Origin of the sequence: Streptomyces sp. V1I1 (assembly GCF_030817355.1) — a bacterium.
Lineage (GTDB): Bacteria > Actinomycetota > Actinomycetes > Streptomycetales > Streptomycetaceae > Streptomyces.
Window position 1 is genome coordinate 1,186,702 of the sequence record NZ_JAUSZH010000001.1, and the last position, 18,022, is coordinate 1,204,723.

15 protein-coding genes and 1 pseudogene are annotated in these 18,022 nt (G+C 68.8%); 4 read left to right on the top strand and 12 right to left on the bottom strand.

The features are described 5' to 3' along the window. Positions 1 to 38: 38 nt before the first annotated feature. The 9 genes from QFZ67_RS05850 to QFZ67_RS05890 all read right to left on the bottom strand — a co-directional run bounded on the left by QFZ67_RS05850 (position 39) and on the right by QFZ67_RS05890 (position 12,173). A complete protein-coding gene (locus QFZ67_RS05850; protein ID WP_307660019.1) occupies positions 39 to 1,856 on the bottom strand; it encodes an alpha-L-fucosidase in 1,818 nt (605 codons plus the stop codon). Beyond that, positions 1,853 to 3,295 (bottom strand): glycoside hydrolase family 28 protein, encoded by a 1,443-nt coding sequence (locus QFZ67_RS05855; RefSeq protein ID WP_307660020.1) that lies wholly within the window; start codon positions 3,293 to 3,295, stop codon positions 1,853 to 1,855. Before QFZ67_RS05855 ends, QFZ67_RS05850 begins: the two co-directional genes overlap by 4 nt. Before the next feature lie 12 nt (positions 3,296 to 3,307). Next, positions 3,308 to 5,119, bottom strand: a complete 1,812-nt coding sequence (locus tag QFZ67_RS05860) for a hypothetical protein (RefSeq protein ID WP_307660021.1) — start codon at positions 5,117 to 5,119, stop codon at positions 3,308 to 3,310. Positions 5,120 to 5,121: 2 nt separating this feature from the next. Then, positions 5,122 to 6,612, bottom strand: coding sequence for a glycoside hydrolase family 28 protein (locus QFZ67_RS05865; protein WP_307660022.1), 1,491 nt, complete (start codon positions 6,610 to 6,612; stop codon positions 5,122 to 5,124). Between the two features lie 48 nt (positions 6,613 to 6,660). Beyond that, entirely contained in the window at positions 6,661 to 7,554 is an 894-nt protein-coding gene (locus tag QFZ67_RS05870) for an ABC transporter permease (RefSeq protein ID WP_307660023.1), read from the bottom strand. Then, complete coding sequence (locus tag QFZ67_RS05875; protein WP_307660024.1) at positions 7,554 to 8,474, bottom strand: ABC transporter permease; 921 nt, start codon at positions 8,472 to 8,474, stop codon at positions 7,554 to 7,556. Before QFZ67_RS05875 ends, QFZ67_RS05870 begins: the two co-directional genes overlap by 1 nt. 289 nt (positions 8,475 to 8,763) lie before the next feature. Continuing rightward, the gene (locus tag QFZ67_RS05880; RefSeq protein WP_307660025.1) at positions 8,764 to 9,882 is read right to left on the bottom strand and encodes an ABC transporter ATP-binding protein; all 1,119 of its coding nucleotides are present in this window, start codon (positions 9,880 to 9,882) and stop codon (positions 8,764 to 8,766) included. Beyond that, complete coding sequence (locus QFZ67_RS05885; RefSeq protein ID WP_307660026.1) at positions 9,882 to 11,093, bottom strand: ABC transporter substrate-binding protein; 1,212 nt, start codon at positions 11,091 to 11,093, stop codon at positions 9,882 to 9,884. Before QFZ67_RS05885 ends, QFZ67_RS05880 begins: the two co-directional genes overlap by 1 nt. A gap of 78 nt (positions 11,094 to 11,171) precedes the next feature. Further along, positions 11,172 to 12,173 (bottom strand): LacI family DNA-binding transcriptional regulator, encoded by a 1,002-nt coding sequence (locus QFZ67_RS05890; protein WP_307660027.1) that lies wholly within the window; start codon positions 12,171 to 12,173, stop codon positions 11,172 to 11,174. Between the two features lie 217 nt (positions 12,174 to 12,390). Between QFZ67_RS05890 and QFZ67_RS05895 the strand changes: the two genes are divergently transcribed. From QFZ67_RS05895 to QFZ67_RS05910, 4 genes are read left to right on the top strand one after another with little or no spacing between them, the layout of a single operon-like run. Further along, entirely contained in the window at positions 12,391 to 13,446 is a 1,056-nt protein-coding gene (locus tag QFZ67_RS05895) for an NAD(P)-dependent oxidoreductase (RefSeq protein ID WP_307660028.1), read from the top strand. Beyond that, positions 13,443 to 14,123, top strand: coding sequence for a glycosyltransferase family 2 protein (locus QFZ67_RS05900; RefSeq protein WP_307660029.1), 681 nt, complete (start codon positions 13,443 to 13,445; stop codon positions 14,121 to 14,123). Before QFZ67_RS05895 ends, QFZ67_RS05900 begins: the two co-directional genes overlap by 4 nt. After that, complete coding sequence (locus QFZ67_RS05905) at positions 14,120 to 14,857, top strand: DUF2064 domain-containing protein (protein WP_307660030.1); 738 nt, start codon at positions 14,120 to 14,122, stop codon at positions 14,855 to 14,857. The genes QFZ67_RS05900 and QFZ67_RS05905 overlap by 4 nt, the downstream gene beginning before the upstream one ends. Next, on the top strand, positions 14,854 to 15,501 hold the full coding sequence (locus tag QFZ67_RS05910) for a methyltransferase domain-containing protein (protein WP_307660031.1): 648 nt from the start codon (positions 14,854 to 14,856) through the stop codon (positions 15,499 to 15,501). Before QFZ67_RS05905 ends, QFZ67_RS05910 begins: the two co-directional genes overlap by 4 nt. Before the next feature lie 500 nt (positions 15,502 to 16,001). Here the strand turns inward: QFZ67_RS05910 and QFZ67_RS05915 are convergent, their stop codons facing one another. From QFZ67_RS05915 to QFZ67_RS05925, 3 genes and pseudogenes are all read right to left on the bottom strand, one after another. Continuing rightward, complete coding sequence (locus tag QFZ67_RS05915; protein WP_307660032.1) at positions 16,002 to 16,379, bottom strand: hypothetical protein; 378 nt, start codon at positions 16,377 to 16,379, stop codon at positions 16,002 to 16,004. A 707-nt stretch (positions 16,380 to 17,086) separates the two neighbouring features. After that, positions 17,087 to 17,587 carry a transposase gene (locus QFZ67_RS05920; protein WP_373430209.1) on the bottom strand — a complete coding sequence of 167 codons (501 nt, stop codon included), beginning with the start codon at positions 17,585 to 17,587 and terminating at the stop codon, positions 17,087 to 17,089. After that, a pseudogene (locus QFZ67_RS05925) lies at positions 17,511 to 18,017 on the bottom strand (ISAzo13 family transposase); the annotation flags it as partial. The gene QFZ67_RS05920 and the pseudogene QFZ67_RS05925, both read right to left, overlap by 77 nt. Positions 18,018 to 18,022: the final 5 nt, after the last annotated feature.

Below are 18,022 nucleotides of genomic sequence, written 5' to 3' on the forward strand. Positions count from 1 at the left end.
CCCGGGACCCACCCCCGGGCACACCGGCACCCACCCCCTCAGTGGTGGCCGTGGCTGCGCGGGTACGCGTACCCCACCTGGATCTCGTCGATCTGCAGCTGCTTGTAGAACCGCGGCACCGTCTCCTTCGCCCAGGTGCTGTCGATCTCCAGCTTTATGTAGCGCGCACGGACGCCGAGGTCGAGGAAGCGGGTCCCGCGGGCGCTCTCCAGGACGCCTGCCTTCACCTGACGCCAGGTCGCGCCGTCGTTGCTCACCGAGACCGTGTAGTCCTTGATGCGGGCGGAGTCCTCGGCCCTGCCGAAGGTCTCCCGGTTGTAGGTGGGCGACCATTCGCGCTGGTTGAGGGCGAGGTACTGAGCCTTGCGCACCCTGCGGAGATCGAGGGTGAGCGAAGCGGGCAGGGCGCCTGCGTTGTCGTAGTACGTCGTGAAGTCGCCGTCGGTGAGGGCCGGGACGCCTGCACTGACCGAGCCCGTCGGGTAGACGCCCTGGCGATGCCGGCCGGTGTCGACGGTGAAGACGGTGTCGTACGCGTCCCAGGCGCTGATGCCCTTGATGGTGAGGCTGCCGCCCTGCTGGTCGAAGGCCATGCGCTTGCCGGTGCGCAGGTCCGTGACGCGCTTGACGCGATAGCCGTTGTCACGGATCCTGACCTCGTCACCGCTCGTCGGCCGGGTGGTGACATGCACGTACTGCCGGGTGCGGTCGGTCTTGCTGATCGTGAGGTAGCCGAACGCGCCGCTGTTCCACGCTCCCGGCTGCATCCCGCCGTACATATAGCCGCCGCCCTCGACGCCGGAGAGGGATTTCCAGATCGGCGGGAGGTAGCCCTGCATGAAGTCGGTGAACTTCTGCTGCTGGGGCGGGAGTTTGCCGTTCACCATGGCGGTGAGGTTCATCAGAGACTTGATGGAGGTGCCTGCGTTGGCGACATAGCGGCCGACATTGAGTGAGGTGGTGACCGGCCGGTCCTGGCCGTCGTACCACCAGGAGCCGGTGTCCGGGACCTTGTAGCAGGACTCTGTCAGCCGCGGCATCGGGGTCCAGATCGCCGACGGCTGGTCGTAGGGCGGCGTCATCCCGGTCTTCTGCTCATGGGACACCATGTCCATGATCGGGGTGTCCTCATTGTTGTTGCTGAGCGTCATGTCGGGGCGCTGCTCCCGGATCTGCTCGTAGAGCTTGTGCTCCTCCCAGTACGCGTTGTCGTTGTCGATCCAGAAGCCGGACAGCTTCGGGTAGTTGGTCATGACCTCGAAGAAGTTGTCGTAACTGAACTCGCCGAAGCCCGGGCGCTGAGTGAGGTCGACGTCCTTGCCCTTGTGGGCGGAGTAGGCCTGGGAGTCGAGCGTCTCGAAGCCCTGCTCCTTGTGCCACTGCGGGTCGTCGGTCATATAGAGGATGACCTTGAGGCCTTTGGCATTGGCGGCCTTGATGAGCTCACCGAGGATGTCGCGCTGGGTGGAGCAGCTGCCGGGGATCTTGGACGGCCAGGGGCGGGCGTAGCCGAGGCGTGAGTGGAAGGTCGCGAGGACGATGTAGCTCGCCTTGAGCTTCTTGGCCTCGTCGACCCAGTAGTCGGCGCTCCAGCCGCCGTCGGTGACGGCCTTCTCCCACTCTCGGCAGTCCTTGTGGATGGGGCGGGTGAACATGCCCCAGTGCAGGAAGAGTCCGGCGGTGGCATTGCGCAGCATCGCTTCGCGCGGCGGGCTGGGGGCTGAGGTCGCGGCAGCATCGACGGCGGCCGGCTCCGGCCGGGGCTGGGGCTGCGCGGCGGACGGGGCCGACAGCAGCAGCCCGCACAGGAGCGAAAGGACCGCTGCAAAGACCGCCCAGACGGTGCGGCGTCTCATGGGTACGTCACCTCGGTTCCGTTGACGAAGACCTTGCGGATGGTCAAGTCCCGTGCGGGACCGATGATGTTGGGGCTCGCCATGCTGGTGAATTCGCAGCGCTCGATATGGACGCCGACGAAGGGATCGGACTCCAGGCCCTCGAGGTTGATGGCGCGGCGAGCCCCGTCGTGGGCCATGTCCTCGACCTTGATGTTGCGGATGACCGCCGGCCGGCTGCCTTCCTGGTTGCTGTAGCGCGTGGTGAGGTAGATGCAGTCCCGGTCGATGGCGCGGCCGGTGAATCTCCGTACGTACACGCCGTCGATATAGCCGCCGCGTTTCTTGTTGGTCTTGATGAAGACCGGGTGGCGGGGGTTGAACCGGCCGGGGAAGTCGAGCGGGTTGATCCGGCAGTCCTCGGCGAAGACGTTGCGTACGCCGCCCGACATCTCGCTGCCGACCGCGATGCCGCCCCAGCGGCCCGAGAAGACACAGTCGCGTACGACGATGTTCTCGCTGGGCACGCCGACCCGTAGTCCGTCCTCGTCACGGCCGGACTTGACGGCGATGGAGTCGTCCTCGGTGTGGAAGCGGCAGCCGGTGATCAGGACGTCCGAGCAGCATTCGGGGTCGACGCCGTCGCTGTTGTTGATCCGGCCGATGACGTCGACGTCCTTGAGCGTCACATTGCGGCACAGGACCGGGTGGATGGTCCACATGGGCGGTTCGAGGACGGTGATGTCGCGCAGCAGGATGTTGCGGCACTTGTAGAACTGGATCATGTTGGGCCGCAGATGGTGCCCCGCACCGAAGACGCGTTCCTTGACGGGGACGCCCTCGGTGCCCATCCGGCGCAGCTCCGCCTGGTCGACCAGGGCGTGGCCGCCGGGGTCGCGCCAGCTCTTCCAGGGCCCGGCCATGCCCTGGCCGTCGAGGGTGCCCTTGCCGGTGACGGCGAGGTTCTTCTGCCCGTAGGCGTAGATGAAGGACGAGTAGTTGTAGCACTCGGTGCCTTCCCAGCGGGTGAGAACGACCGGCAGATAGTCCGCCGGATCCATGGAGAACAGGACCGTGGCCCCCTCCTCGACATGCAGGTCCACATTGCTGCGCAGCTGGATCGCGCCGGTGAGGAAGCGGCCGGGCGGCACGATCACATGGCCGCCGCCCGATCGGTTGCAGGCCTTGATCGCGGCGCCGAAGGCCTCGGTGTTCTTGATGACGCCGTCGCCGACCGCGCCGTAGTCGGTGATGTCGAAGCGCCGCTTGGGGAAGGCCGGCGGGCGGATCCGGGCAAGGATCTGCGGGACCTTTTCCCACGGGTCGCGGGCGAGACGGGAGACGGTGGCCTCGGCCGCCGCGACCGTGTCGGCCGAGATCGCCGACGGGAGGAGCGCGGCCGCGGCCACAGTGCCCGCGTAGGTGAGAAAGGAGCGTCTGTTGGTGGGGAACGGCTGCACGGATGTCACCTCTCAGGCATTCGGGCGGGGTACGGCGATCAGGTCGTAGCGGTCCCAGCCCTGCGAAATGCGGGTGTAGTACTTGTCCGCCTCGGCCGCGTCGCGGATCCAGTCCCATTCGCCGGTCTCCGCCTTGTCCGGGTAGGCACGCATCTCGTCCGCGATCTTCTTGGACTCGTCGAGTCCGCTCCAGATCAGCCGTTTCATCGGCTCGGTCTGCTGCTCGGGTCCCTGGACGTAGACGCGGTAGCCGAAGTAGGCGGAGGTGATGGCGAGATGGAGGCGGGCGGTGAGCAGGGTCCGCTCGAAGTAGGCGTTCAGCTGCCGGTAGTGGACGGCGGACAGCTGGGGCTCGGCCCGCTGGATGTCGCGCAGCGCGGCGCGCGCCAGCCGCACTCCGTACGCCTTCTCCTTCAGCACATACCGGAGGTACTCCTGGTTCATCGTGTTCTTGTCGGTGAGCCAGCCGTTCTGAAGGACGTACGGGTTCTCCCGCTTCATCGTCGCCGACGTCTTGCAGTAGGCCGGCGCGAGATGCTCGATGACCCCGGTCCAGAAGTGGAACTTCTTGTTCACCGTGTGGCGTACATACGTCACGGGCGGGTCGATCCACTTGCCGGAGATGCTCCGGTCATAGCTGGAGCAGTACGGGTCGTAGTCCAGGCGCGAGTGGTTGGCGTTGTTGGTGCCGAGCGTGTACAGCGTCGAGGTGACGATGTCGTACGACTTCGAGAGCGCGGAGGCGACCTTGGGCGCCGCTCTCTTGCCGTAGGTGCGAGCGGCGAATTCGCGGTACATGTCCTCGGGGCGCGCCCGGCGGTCCTTGTCGGCCCGCGCCAGCGCGTAGAGGTTGATCTCGGTGGGGGTGCCGACGATCCTCGACTCCTTGTAGCGGTCGGTGCGCGCCACATAGCCGATGACGTTCGGCTGTTTCTGGAAGTACCGCATCCGGTCGACGTGTTCCTCGGTGAACGCGTTCGCGATCTTGCCCTGGCCGTTGTACTCACCGGTGGTGTCGTACTCGACGAGCACCGGGCGCTTGATGCGGGTGACGGTGGTGTCGACGGGGTGGGTGAGGAAGAAGTCGTGCGGCTGGGCCTTGATCATGACCCGGGCGGCCTTGTTGGTGACCAGGTCGATGGCCTTGATGGTGCGTTCCATCTCCTGCGGGAAATAGCCGAAGGTCCGCAGATAGAGGCCCAGGCCGCGCTCCTCGTTCACCACGTCGGCGACCTGGTCGACGAGGTAGGCGAGTTTGGCCTCCTCGGTCCTGAGCCTGGTGGAGTGCTGCCGCTCGACGCGCGCCCCGGTCTCGATGAAGGTCAGGACGACGGCATCGACGTCCGGGACCATGTCGAGCATCTGCCGGTAGTCGTCTTTGAACCACTCCCAGAAGGCGGGGTTGTCCAGATCGATGGTGCCGTCGGGGCCGGTGCGGAACTCGGCCGGATAGTAGTCCAGTTTGTAGAGCGCGTGGTCCCAGATGGCCACTTCGCCGATGCCCGCCCGGTGTGCGGCGGCGGTGATGCGGTTGGCCTGGACGCGCTTCTTCTCCTCCCGCACCTCGCGCAGGTCGTGCACGATCTCATGGCTGATCTGGAGGTGGCTGATGTCGTACTTCGGGGCGGCGGCGATGACTTCGTCTGCGCCCTTGTCGCTGTCGGAGAGGATCGTCCAGCCGCGGACCGGGGAGACGCTGTGATCCTGCGGATCGGGACGGCCCTTGGCGCCCACGGGCTGGACGGCGCCGGCCAGGGCGAGGCAGAGGACGGCGAGCAGGGTCACCAAGCGCCGAACCGTTGCCCGGCCTGTCGGAGCAGTCATGATCATGACATCTCAACCCCGTTCACGGAGACCTTGTGGAAGGTCAGGTCGTCGGTGAAGGCGATGGCGTCGGGGCCGCGGACCCCGGTGAAGGTGCAGTGGGAGAGATGGACGCCGCGCAGCCGGTCCGTCTCCAGGCCCACCAGATTGAGGACCGCGCGTGCGCCGTCGATCTCCATCTCGGAGAGATGGATGTTCCGTACGGAGACGGGCAGCGTGCCGCCCTCGCCGTTGTTGTAGTTCATATTGACGAAGGCGACTTCCCGCTCCACCGCGCGTCCGGTGAACTTACGCACGTAGACGCCGTCGACAAAGCTGCCGCGCTTCTTGCTCGCCTTGACGTAGAGCGGGTACTTCACCGGGTAATGGCCCGGGAAATCAAGGGGGTTGACCCAGCAGCGCTCGGCGAAGACGTTCCGTACGCCGCCGGACATCTCGCTGCCGACCGTGATGCCGCCCCATCGGCCGGAGAAGGCGCAGTCTTGGACGACGATGTTCTCGCTCGGCACACCGACCCGGTGGCCGTCCTCGTCCCGCCCGGACTTCACCGCGACGCAGTCGTCATTGGTGTTGAAACGGCAGCCGGTGATGTGGACGTAGCTGGACGCCTCCGGGTCGCAGCCGTCGGTGTTGTAGAGGATGCTCTCAACGGTGATGTCACGCACCGTCACATTGGTGGAGAGGACCGGATGCACGGTCCACATCGGCGGATCGACGATCGTCAGATCGCTGACGAGCACATTGCGGCAGCGGTTGAACTGCACCATTTTCGGCCGTAGATAGTGGCCCGCGCCGAAGACCCGGTCCTTGACCGGTACGCCGGTGGAGCCCATCTGGCGCAGCAGCTTCTGATCTGGGCCCTGCAGGCCACTGGTGCGGTACCAGCTCTCCCACGGTCCGAGGCGGGCCTGGCCGTCGAGAGTGCCGCGGCCGGTGACGCCGACGTCGTGCTGTCCGTAGGCGTAGATGAAGGGCGAGTAGTTGTAGCACTCGGTGCCCTCCCAGCGGGTGAGCACGGCGGGCAGGAAGTCGGCCGGGTCGGGGCTGAAGGCGAGGGTGGCGCCCTCGCCTACATGCAGGTCGACATTGCTGCGCAGATGGATCGCGCCGGTGAGAAAGGTGCCCGGCGGGACCACGACATGGCCGCCGCCCGCCTGGTGACAGGCGGCGATGGCGGCGCGTATGGCTGCGGTGTTCTTCGTCAGCCCGTCGCCCACCGCGCCGAAGTCGGTGACGTCGAAACAGCGTCGGCGGAACTTCGGCGGGCGAATACGGGCGAGGATGCGCGGGACCTGTCTCCAGCCGTCGGCGGCGGCTTGTGCCGCCCCGGCGGAACCGGCGGCGGCGGTGGGCAGCAGCGTGCCCGCTGCCAGCACTCCGCCGGCCTTGAGGGCCGAGCGGCGCGTGTGGTGCGAATCGTGCGAGTCGTGCGCGTGTTGCGAGTCGTGCGCGTGTTGCGAGTGGCGCGAGTGGTCTGCATTGTGCGGATGCATGGCACATCACCTCTCCATAGGGGGGTGGGGAAAGGGGCGCGGGCGAGGTCAGCGGGCGGTCCGGTCCTCCTTCACGCGGGTCACCAACTGCGTCGGGTTCACAAAACGCAGCGCGATCACCAGCAGAACCAGCATCGACAGCGTGTACATCACGGCCATCGCGTCGATCGACTGCTGTGTGCGGATTCCGGCGGAGAACACCGCGTAGTACAGCGCCACGATGAGGGTCTGGCTGTCGGGGCCCGCGGTGAGCAAGGTCAGCTCGAACATGCCGACCGTCCTGACCAGGACGAGGACGGAGGCTGCGAGGATTCCCGGCACCAGCAGCGGGGCCAGGATGCGCAGCAGGACCGCGCTGGTCCCGGCCCCGCACATCCGGGCCGCCGCCTCGATCCGCGGGTCGATCTGCTCGATGAACGGCGTCATCGTGAGCACCACGAAGGGCACCGAAGGCACCAGATTGGCGAGCACCACGCCGGTCAGCGTGCCCGCCAGCTGGAACTTGTAGAGGACGGTCGCGAGCGGAATGCCGTACGTGATCGGCGGGACCAGGATCGGCAGCAGGAACAGCAGCAGCACCAGCCGCTTGCCGGGAAAGTCGCGCCGGGCGAGTGCGTACGCGGCGGGCACGCCGACGACCACCGAGACGGCGACGACGAGTACGGAAGCGAGGGCCGTGGTCCAGAAGACCTGGCCGAGGGAGAACTCCCGCCAGGCCGATCCGTACCACTTCGTCGTCCAGCCGTCCGGCAGCCAGCTGGTGAACCAGCGGGTGCCGAAGGAGTCGACCAGCGGTACGCCGATGACCCCGGCGAGGTTGATGAAGAAGAAGCCGAAGACGAGGGCTGTCACCCAGGTGACGGGCCGTCCGAAACGGTGCTTCGTGCGCTCGGGGTCTTCAGGTGCGGTGCGTTGGTCGCGGGTGTCCAGGACGTCGGCCATCAGCCCTTGCCTCCCGTGGAGCCGCGGTAGAGCATCGAGCGCCAGGCCAGCACCAGGATCACGACCGCCATCATCACCGCGGCCATCACCATCGCGATCGCGGAGCCGAGGGAGTAGTCGAACTTCTGGAAGGCCGCCTGGTAGGCCTCGATCGAGATCACGTGCGTACTCCCCCGCGGGTCGCCGACGAGCTGCGCCGACGGGAAGACCGCGAAGGCGAGGACGAACGAGAGGCAGAAGGTGATCGCAAGCCCCGGGGCGAGCAGCGGCAGCATCACATGGCGAAAACGCTGCCGCCGGTTCGCCCCGAGCGTCGCCGCCGCGTGCTCGAGGCTTGGGTCGATGCCGGTGAGATAGGAGAGCGTGAGCAGATACGAGAAGGGGAAGCCGGTGATCACCAGCGAGGCGAACACGCCCCAGTAGTTGTGCACAAGGTTCAGCGGCTGGTCGATGAGGCCGATCCCCAACAGAGCTTTGTTGAGCCAGCCGTTGGGGCCGAGGTAACCGAGCAGGCCCTGTGCGGTGAGGACCGTGCCGAGGGTGATCGGCATGACAAGCAGGGTGGTGATCAGCCGTCGGCCGCGGAAGGGGCCGCGGGTGCGGAAGGCGACGGGGACGGCGGCGAGGCAGTTCACCAGGGCGACGGGCACGGCGAGTTCGAGGGTGATCCAGATCGTCTCGCGCAGATACGGGTCGGAGAAGAACTCCCGGTAGTTGGCGAGCGCGCCATCGCCCTCCTGGGGCTGGAAGGAGAGCTGGAGCCCGTAGAGAAAGGGGTAGCAGAAGAGCAGTACGAGAAAGAGCGCACCGGGAGTGAGGAGGAGCAGCGTCCGGTCAACTCCACGTTCGGCAAGGCGGTGCCGCAGCGCGGGCCGGGCGCCTCGACCGACGGGCGGCGCAGGTGCGCGGGTGGTGGTCATGGGGTCCCCCTTGCGGGGCCGCCCACCGCGACGGCGCTGGGCCGCAGGGCCGACTGAGCCGACGTCACGATGCCTCGTCGAGGCCGAACATGCCGACGGGCAGCGGCGGGCGTCGACCGGGCTGCGCCCGATGCGGCTGGGCCCGATGCGGCTGGGCCCGGCCCGCACGGACCGGCACTCGGTACTCGTCGGTGGGTCGACGCCAGTCGCCACCGGGCGTTGAAGCGTCCGGTGGCGAGACGGATACCTCGCCCCCACCAGCGGACCGGGTCCCGCAGAACCCGCGCGGTCACGACGTCACCGCCTTCTGGCGCGGTACGTCCTTCACCGGCGTCGGCGGTTGCGTGCCCTCCGGGGCGAAGACCAGCACCCTCTCCGGCGCTGCCGCGAGGTCCACCCGGTCGCCCGGGGCCAGCCTGCCCGCCGTGCGGAAGTGGACCTGCTGGCCGTCCGACAGCCTTGCCTGGACCGCGAGTTCACGGCCGTGGTACTCGACGACCTCGATGTCCGCCGGGATGCGCCCGGTGGCGTTCTCGCCGGCGACGTCCAGGTCCTCCGGACGTATCGCCGCGATGCCGGGGCCGCCCGCCGCGAGCGAGTCGCGGTCCAGGCCCGTCAGCCGCGCGTCCGCGAGCCGGAGCGAGAGCTCGCCGCCGGCCGTCGCCGTGACCGTGACGTTGAGCATGTTGCGGTAGCCCATGAAGCCCGCGACATAGCGGTTCGCGGGCCTGCCATACACCTCTTCGGGCGTGCCGACCTGCTGCATGAGCCCGTCGCGGAGCACGACCAGGCGGTCGGCGAGCGACAGCGCCTCCTCCTGGTCGTGGGTGACGTACACCGTGGTCAGCCCGAGACTCTGGTGCAGCCGCCGGATCTCGGTGCGCATCTCGAGACGGAGCGCGGCGTCCAGGTTGGACAGCGGCTCGTCCATCAGGACCAGCCGCGGCTCCAGGACGATCGCGCGGGCGATGGCGACGCGCTGCTGCTGCCCTCCGGAGAGCTGCCCGGGCCGCTTGTGGGCGTGTTCGGTCAACTGGACCATCTCCAGCGCACGGTCCGTCCGGCGGGCGATGTCCGCCTTCGGCACCTTGGCCATCTTCAGGCCGAAGGCCACGTTCCCGCGCACGGTGAGGTGCGGGAAGAGCGCGTAGTTCTGGAAGACCATGCCGAAGCCGCGGCGCTCCGGCGCGACATGGTCGATGCGTTCGTCATCGAGCCTGATCGCGCCGCCGGTGAGCGGCAGGAGGCCGGCCAGGCAGTTCAGGGCGGTGGACTTGCCGCAGCCGGAGGGCCCGAGAAGGGCGACGAACTCGCCGCCCCTGACCTCGAGTTCGAGATCCCGCAGCGCCGCGTGGCGTCCGAAGCTGCGGGAGACCTTGTCCAGCCTGAGCGTCGAGAACCGGGACATCAGCGACCCGCCACCTCGCGGTTCCACATGTCGAACGCCTTGACCTGTTGCTCCGCCGGCAGCGAGGGCTTCTTCGGGAACTGGTCGATCCACTGGTCGAACTCCGGGACGCCGAACTCCTTCAGCACCTTCTGCGACTTCTCCGGCGCCATCGTCAGCGGCACGTTCTTGATCGCGGGACCGGGGTAGAAGTACCCGTCGTCGTACGCCTTGGCCTGCTGCTCGGGTGTGAGCATCCATTTGATCAGCGCGAGCGTCGCGGACATGGTGTCGGCGTCGACGCCCTTGGGGACCACCGCGTACTGCGCGTCGGTCACCCAGGTCATCTTGTCGAAGTGCCCGGCCTTCATGTTCTTCGGAACGGTGCCGAGCGCCCGCGGGTTGATGTACCAGCCGGTCGTCGACATCACCATGTCGTGCTGGCCGGACGCCAGGTTCTTCATGGTCTCGGTGGTGCCGGAGCCGTATACGCCGACGTACTTGTCGAGCTCCTTGAGGTACGCCCACGTCTTGTCCCAGCCCTTGACCGGGTCGCCGGGGTCCTTGTCGCCGAGCAGATACGGCAGGCCCATCAGGAAGGTGCGCCCCGGACCGGAGTTGGCCGGGTCGGCGTACTGGAACTTCTTGGGGTGCTCCTTGGCCCAGGCGAGCAGCTCCTGGGGGGACTTCGGCGGGTTCTTGACCTTGTCCGGGTTGAACTCGATGAGCGGGCCTGAGGGGTAGTAGACGATCGCGGTGCCCTGGCCCTGCGCGAGCTTCTGCATCTCGGCGGCGGGCTCCAGATAGTCCGGCGTGCCGATGAGCGACTGGTGCTCCGCCATGGAGCTCCACAGCTTCTGCGAGAGTCCGGCGGCCAGACCGTCCGTCCCGGTGAGCACGAGGTCGATCTGGACACGGCCGGCCTGCTGCTGCGCCTTGATCTTGCCGGCCAGGTCGGGCGCCGGGGCCTTGGAGTAGGTGACCTTGCCGATGATGTCCGGGTGCTCCTCGACGAACTCGTCGATCATGCCCTGGGTCAGCTGGAGGTTCCCGGCGACATCCAGGATGTCGAGCGTCACCGGCTTGCCCGGCTTCGCCGGGATCTTCTGCGGGGTCTTGTCCTTGGACTCCGTACTCCCGGAGTCGGGGGCACCGCAGCCGGCGGCTGCCACCGCGAGCAGCAGTCCCGCGAGCGCGATCCTTGCTGAACGGTGGCGCAGTTGACGGGACATGGCGACTCGCACCCCTCTGGTGAGATAGCGCTTACTCGGCCTTGTGCCCGAACAAGGTCCACCCCGCCAGGAGCCGTGTCAAGAGAGTGCGCCGGTGGAACCGCGAACGCGCAGTTCAACGGGGACAGTTGCGGGCTCGATGTCCTCGTCGCCGCCCATGATGCGGCCGAGTGCCTCACCCGCGATCTGCCCCAGCCGGTCGCGCGGTACCGCTACCGTGGTCAGCGGGGGCGCGGAGAAGCGGGCCATGTCGATCTCGTCGAAGCCGGTCAGCGACATGTCGTCGGGCACCTTCACGCCCAGTTCGGAGAAGCGGGCGAGGACGCCGAGCGCGACGAAGTCGTTGTACGCGATCACGGCCGTGGCGCCGCTCTCCAGGGCCGCGGGGGCTGCCGCGTACCCCTCGTCGGTGGTGGACCCGCAGGGCACCGCGTGCACTTCGAGGCCGAAGGCCTCCGCGCCCGAAAGAGCGCGCAGCCGCTCGCCGTTGGCCCAGGCGTGCTCCGGGCCCTCGAGATAGACGACCTTGCGGTGGCCGAGCTGGGCGAGATGGCCGCACACGGCCATGATCCCGCGGAAGAAGTCCACCGTGATCGAGTGCAGCGCCAGGCCCGCGACCTGGCGGTTGGTGACCAGCATGGGGGTGCCGCGGCCCGCGAGCGCGGCGAGGTCGGCGCGCGGCATCCGGGGCGAACAGAGCAGCAGGCCGTCCGCGTAACGGATCAGGTCCTCTGTCAGCTCCCGTTCCACGTCAGGGTCTTCGTTGGAGTCCATCACCAGAACGCGGCTGCCGGCCTCGCGGGCCACGATGGAGACCGACTTGATGATGTCGTGGAAGTAGGGGTTCGCGAGATCGGGGACAAGCACGCCGATGGTGCCGGAGCGGCCGCGCGCCAGGCCCTGCGCGGCGGCGCTCGGCCGGTAGCCGAGGTCGCCGATGGCCGTCCTGACCCGCTCGGCGAGGACGGGGGCGACGGTGTCCACGCCGTTCAGGACGCGGGAGACGGTGGCGACGGAGGCCCCGGCTTCCCGTGCGACATCGGCGATCGTGACCCTTTTCGCACGCTTCGAGGCAACCATCAGGACGTTCTCCTTTGGCACGCACGGCTGAGAAACCGGTTTCTCGCCCCAGGAAAGTAGCAGAGTACGAGGCCGGCCGGACCATGGCCGACGAGCGGCCCACGACTCCGTACGACGACTCCGTACGACGACTCCGTGTGGCTGAAGTCCTTACGTACCTGTGACGGCACGGCGCGCGACGACGATCAGCGGGGTTTGCGGCCATAGCGTCGCCAGTATGCGTGTACTCGTCACAGGAGGCGCGGGCTTCATCGGCTCGCAGGTCGTCGCGGCCCTTGCCGCGCGCGGCCATGACCCGGTCGTACTCGACGCCCTGCTCCCGGCGGCACATCCGGAACCGCCGCCGCTGCCCGACGCCGAGTGGATCCTGGCGGACGTACGGGACCGTGTGCTGACGGCGCGGGCGCTGCGCGGCGTGGACGCGGTCTGCCACCAGGCGGCGATGGTCGGCCTCGGCAAGGACTTTGCGGACGCACCGGAGTACGTCGGCTGCAACGATCTCGGTACGGCCGTGTTGCTCGCGGAGATGGCCGAGGCGGGGGTCGCGAACCTCGTGCTGGCCGGCTCGATGGTCGTCTACGGCGAGGGCCGCTACGACTGCCCGCGCCACGGCCGGGTACGGCCGGGCCCGCGCGCCGCCACGGATCTCGCGGCCGGGCGCTTCGAGCCGCTGTGCCCCGAGTGCGGGGCGGAGCTGGCCCCGGGGCTGGTGGGCGAGGACGCGCCGACGGACCCGCGCAATGTGTACGCGACGACGAAGCTGGCGCAGGAGCATCTGGCCGCGGCCTGGGCCAGGGCGAGCGGCGGACGGGCCGTCGCCCTGCGCTACCACAATGTGTACGGGCCGGGGATGCCCCGGGACACCCCGTACGCGGGCGTGGCCTCGTTCTTCCGGTCCGCGCTCGAACGGGGCGAGGCGCCACGGGTCTTCGAAGACGGGCGGCAGCGGCGGGACTTCGTACATGTACGGGACGTCGCGGACGCGAATGCCATCGCCCTGGAGGCGGTGCGCGACCGGGAGCCGGGGGTGCTCACCGCGTACAACACGGGCAGCGGCACGCCGCACACGGTCGGCGAGATGGCGGCCGCGCTGGCTTCGGCGCACGGCGGTCCCGCGCCCGTGGTCACCGGGGAGTTCCGGCTGGGCGATGTACGGCACATCACCGCGGACTCGCGGCGGCTGAGGGCCGAACTCGGCTGGAAGGCGCAGGTCGGTTTCGTGGAGGGCATGGCGGAGTTCGCCACGAGCGGGCTGCGGGGTGCGGCGTCATGACCGCGGACGTGGACGTCGTCCTTCCCTGTCTGGACGAGGCCGAGGCGCTGCCGTGGGTACTGGAGCGGATCCCGCCCGGTTGGCGCGCGATCGTCGTGGACAACGGTTCGACGGACGGCTCGGACCGGATCGCCCGGGAGCTGGGCGCGACGGTGGTGCACGAGGAGCGGCGCGGCTTCGGCGCCGCGTGCCATGCGGGGCTGCTGGCTGCCGAGGCGGAGTATGTGTGCTTCTGCGACTGCGACGCCTCGCTGGATCCGGGGCTGCTGACCGGTTTCGTACGCCAAGTCGCGGAGGGGAACAGTGACTTGGTGCTGGGCCGCCGACGTCCGCAGGGCCGGGGCGCGTGGCCGCCGCACGCCCGGGCCGGAAATCTGGCCCTGTCCCGGATGCTGCGCCGGCGCACCGGCCTGCGGCTCCATGACCTGGGCCCGATGCGGGCGGCACGCCGCGACGACCTGCTGGCCCTGGACCTGACCGACCGCCGCAGCGGCTACCCGCTCCAGATGGTGGTCCGCGCGGCGGACGCGGGCTGGCGGGTGACGGAGGTGGACGTCCCGTACCTGCCGAGGTCGGGAAAGTCGAAGGTGACGGGCACATGGCGGGGCACGTGGGAGGCGGTCCGGGACATGCGGTCGGTGCTGTCGGGGCGGCCGGTGGGGAGCGGTGTTCGATGAGCGCGACGAGTGCGACGGGCACAACCGGCGCGACGGGTGCGACGGGTGCGACGGGTGCGGTGGGCGCGGTGGGCGCGCGGCAGCGGGCAATCCCCGGGGCGGCGCAGAGCCACGGCACACTGCTCGTCATTGCCAAGGCGCCCGTGCCCGGGCGGGTCAAGACGCGGCTCTGTCCCGCGTACTCCCCCGAAGAGGCCGCTCGGCTCGCCGAGGCCTCGCTCCGCGACACCTTGGACGTCGTGCTGGCCACTCCCGTACGCCGCCGGGTCCTCGTACTCGACGGTGTACCCGGCGATTGGCTGCCGGACGGCTTCGAGGTCGTGCCGCAGTGCGCAGGTGGGCTCGATGCGCGGCTGGCGCATGCCTTCGGGCTCTGCGAGGGGCCTGCGCTGCTGGTCGGGATGGACACACCACAGATCACGGCCGAACTTCTCCGCACCGGGCTGGAGTTGGGCGACGGCGAGGCCTCCCTCGGGCCCGCCGCCGACGGTGGGTTCTGGGCGCTCGGAATGGCCGAGCCGGATCCCGCGCTGTTGCGAGGCGTGCCGATGTCCGTGCCGGAGACCGGAGCCGTGCAGCGGCACCGGCTCGTCCGGGCCGGGCTGACGGTGCGTGAGCTGCCGGTGCTGCGGGACGTCGACACCGCGGCCGACGCGCGTCTTGTCGCGGCCGAGGCGCCGGGCACCCGGTTCGCCGCGGCTCTTGCCGCGCTCGCCGGGACAGGGGCACGATGACCGCGCCCGCCTGGCAGGCCGATCCGTACACCGACGCACTGCGCACCGGCCACGGCCCGCTCTTCCTGCGCCGACCCGACGGCTGGCTGCTGCCGCTGGAGGTCGAGCGGTGGTGCGCGGCGCCGGACACCGCGGATCTGACGGTACTGGAGCGCTGCCGCGGCACAGTGCTGGACATCGGCTGTGGCCCCGGCCGCCTGGTCGCTGCCCTCGCCGCGCTGGGGCGGCCGACGCTCGGCATCGATGTGAGCCCGGAGGCGGTGGCCCGCACGGTGCGGACGGGCGGCAGCGCGCTGCACCGTTCCGTCTTCGATCCGCTTCCCCGCGAGGGGAGTTGGGGCACCGCCCTGCTCATCGACGGCAACATCGGCATCGGCGGGGACCCGGGCGCGCTGCTCGGCCGCGTGGCCCACCTGGTTGCCGACGACGGCGTGCTGCTGGCCGAGACTTCCCCGCTCGACGTGGACGAGCGCGTACAGGTACGCGTCTTCGACGGCGGCAGCGCCCAGGGCTCGGCCTTCCCCTGGGCCCGCGTCGGCACCCCCGCGCTGCTGGACTATGCGCACTCCGCGGGCTGGGAGGCGGAAGAGGCGGACCACTGGATGGTGGCGGGGCGCCCGTTCGTGGCACTACGCCGCGCCTAGCCCGTGGCAGTTACTGACGTTTTCGGGTTGGCGTCGGGGGTGATCCCTGCGCTACGCCGGTTGTATGCGATACGCGCAGGGAGGGGTCCTGACCGCTGAGCGGCGGGCCTTTCGTGAGGGTGTCCGGCGGGAGGCCGGCGAGCGGTTCGCGCGGGGTGAGAAGACCTCGGTGATCGCGAAGGACTTACGGGTGAGCGAGCGGTCGGTGGAACCGTCGGCGAAAGCGACTTCCGACATGAACGCAGCCGCCCGCGCAGCGCGACGGCAGTCTCCAGCAGCGCGCTGCGGACCACGGCTGGTCCTTGCCGGTGGCGTTTGTGGGGGCCTCCCGCACCCCTTTCGGCGGCGGTTGAACCGGGCTCAGGCACGTATCTCGTGAGGACGATCAACAGGCCTGTCGCTGGTTACTGGGAATGACGGCGTGCGCCAGACCTTCGGTTTACGCCGGGACGCAGTCCATCGCGCGGCTCATTCGATGGCGTAGGTGATGAGGACCGCGCTCAGCGGACGGCCTGGGCCTGGACCGTCCACGTGGTGTGAAACGTCATCCCTTGACAGCGGATGTCGGAGTCTTCCTTCAACTTCACAGCGCCAGCCAGCACGAATGGCAGGTTGGCCTGGCTGAGGTCAAGCGTGGGCAGGGGGCCCACGCCGGCCGTGGACAGTTCGATCTGATCGTGGCAGTACGTCATGTCGTCGGCGTTCGCAACGGTGTCGACAACGACATCGCCGGCGGCAATGGAGATCAGTTGGGCCCTTACATTGCTGTTCGGGTTGGTGAAGGTGAGGGTGACGTCTGCGGTTTCACCGGGCAGCAGTGTGGCGGTTTGCTCGCCGGTGACCGTGATGGGGACGAAGTACTCGGCGGAGCCTGCCACTGGGCCCGATGTGCTCTGCTGGATGAAAGGCATGATGTGCCTCCTGCTCAGACGGACTGGATGTGCGTAGGAACGGTCTGTCCTCGGCGACCCGTGCTTCACCGACGCTCGTCAGCGATCAGTGGGCGCTGCCGTGGATTTTCTTGCCGGGGCCTGGAGTCGGCGGCTCACAGCCGCCCGGGAGCCCGATCAGCCGACGTGGCCACATCGGCCTATGGGCCTGGGAAGGGGCCAGCGCTCTGTCGCCGAGAACGCGGACGGCCCTCCCGCTCAGGCCGATCGAAACAGTGGTGAGGGAACACGCCGGCCCGCTGCCTCTGCGGGCACTCAGGAAAACGGTCAGGACAGCAGCCGAACCCCGGCCCGGCACACCGTCCTGGAACGCTGTCCCTGGGGCCGACGGTGGGCCAGCTGCCACTCTCCCGTGGAGGGATGGGCGGCCCACCTGTTCGGATGCGTACAGTAACCCATTTGCACCACATCGTTGACAAGCATATTGACGGCACGTCACCCGAACGGTGGAGCGCTCGGAGTTGGCAACCCGCGGGAAGTGCGCCCTTCGGGTCGTCCCGCATGCGATGGCCTGACAGGGCCTGGCCGGGGCGCGCCCGCGACATGGGTGAGGGGCCGGCCGACGGGATGCGCTCCCTGAGCCGGCCGGCCCCTGTGTCTTGTGTGCGGCCGTCATGCCCTCGCGGGCGGCCGGTTCACGGGTACTGAGCTTTTCGTATTAGCGTCAGATTTGGGGTGATGGTCAGTCCGGTCTCTGTCAGGCAGCCGTCGATGAGGTCGGGGCGGTGCTGGATCTGGCTCAGTGCCCGGCGCAGGGTGCGGGTGAGGTGGTCGGGGTCGGTGAAGGCGACGTTGGCCAGGGCTCCGCGCCGAAGTAACGACCAGATCCCTTCCACCGGGTTGAGATCGGGTGCGTAACTGGGGAGCTGGAAGATGGCGAGCCAGTCGTGGTCGGCGGCGTACTGGCGCATCCCAGCTGCCCGGTGAGTGTTCAGATTGTCCCAGACCAGAACGATGGGGGCGCCGAGCTGCAGGTGAGCGCGGACGGCGAGGTCGCGGTAGTCGGTCCAGGCGAAGCTCTTGCGGGCGCCCTTCCAGGGCAGGTGAAAGCGCGGACGGTAGAGTGCGGTGCATCGTGGTCCGGCTGCTGCCGAACAGTACGGCGAGAGGTTCCGCGGCCAGGGCGACCCGCAGATGGAGCACGGTGACCAGGACCTGTTCGGGGAAGTCGAGCCGGGGCGGACGGCCGCGCCGAGTATCGCCGTTGAGCGCCAAAGCCTCTTTGAGGGCGTCCAGTTGTTGCCGGGACATCCCAGTCAGGGCGGGATCGGACAGCAGGGCCTGGTCCCACTGCGGGGCCGGCGCCCGGGCCGCCGGGACGTCAGGGCATGGCTGCGGGTGCGGGGCGTAGTTCCATTCGCCATGGAATGCGTGCCGGGTCAGCGGCATTGCCGCCATCTCGGCGTCACCGATACGGACTCCGGTGGGACAGGCGGTGGTGTCGAGTGCGGCACTCACGCGTAGACCGGTGCGGGTGGTGGTCGCGGCGATGGACTGGACGATGACTTCGTGGCTGGTCAGCGGGCGGCCGCGCCAGTTCATGGTGATGTGCGAGAAGAGCCGGTGCCCTG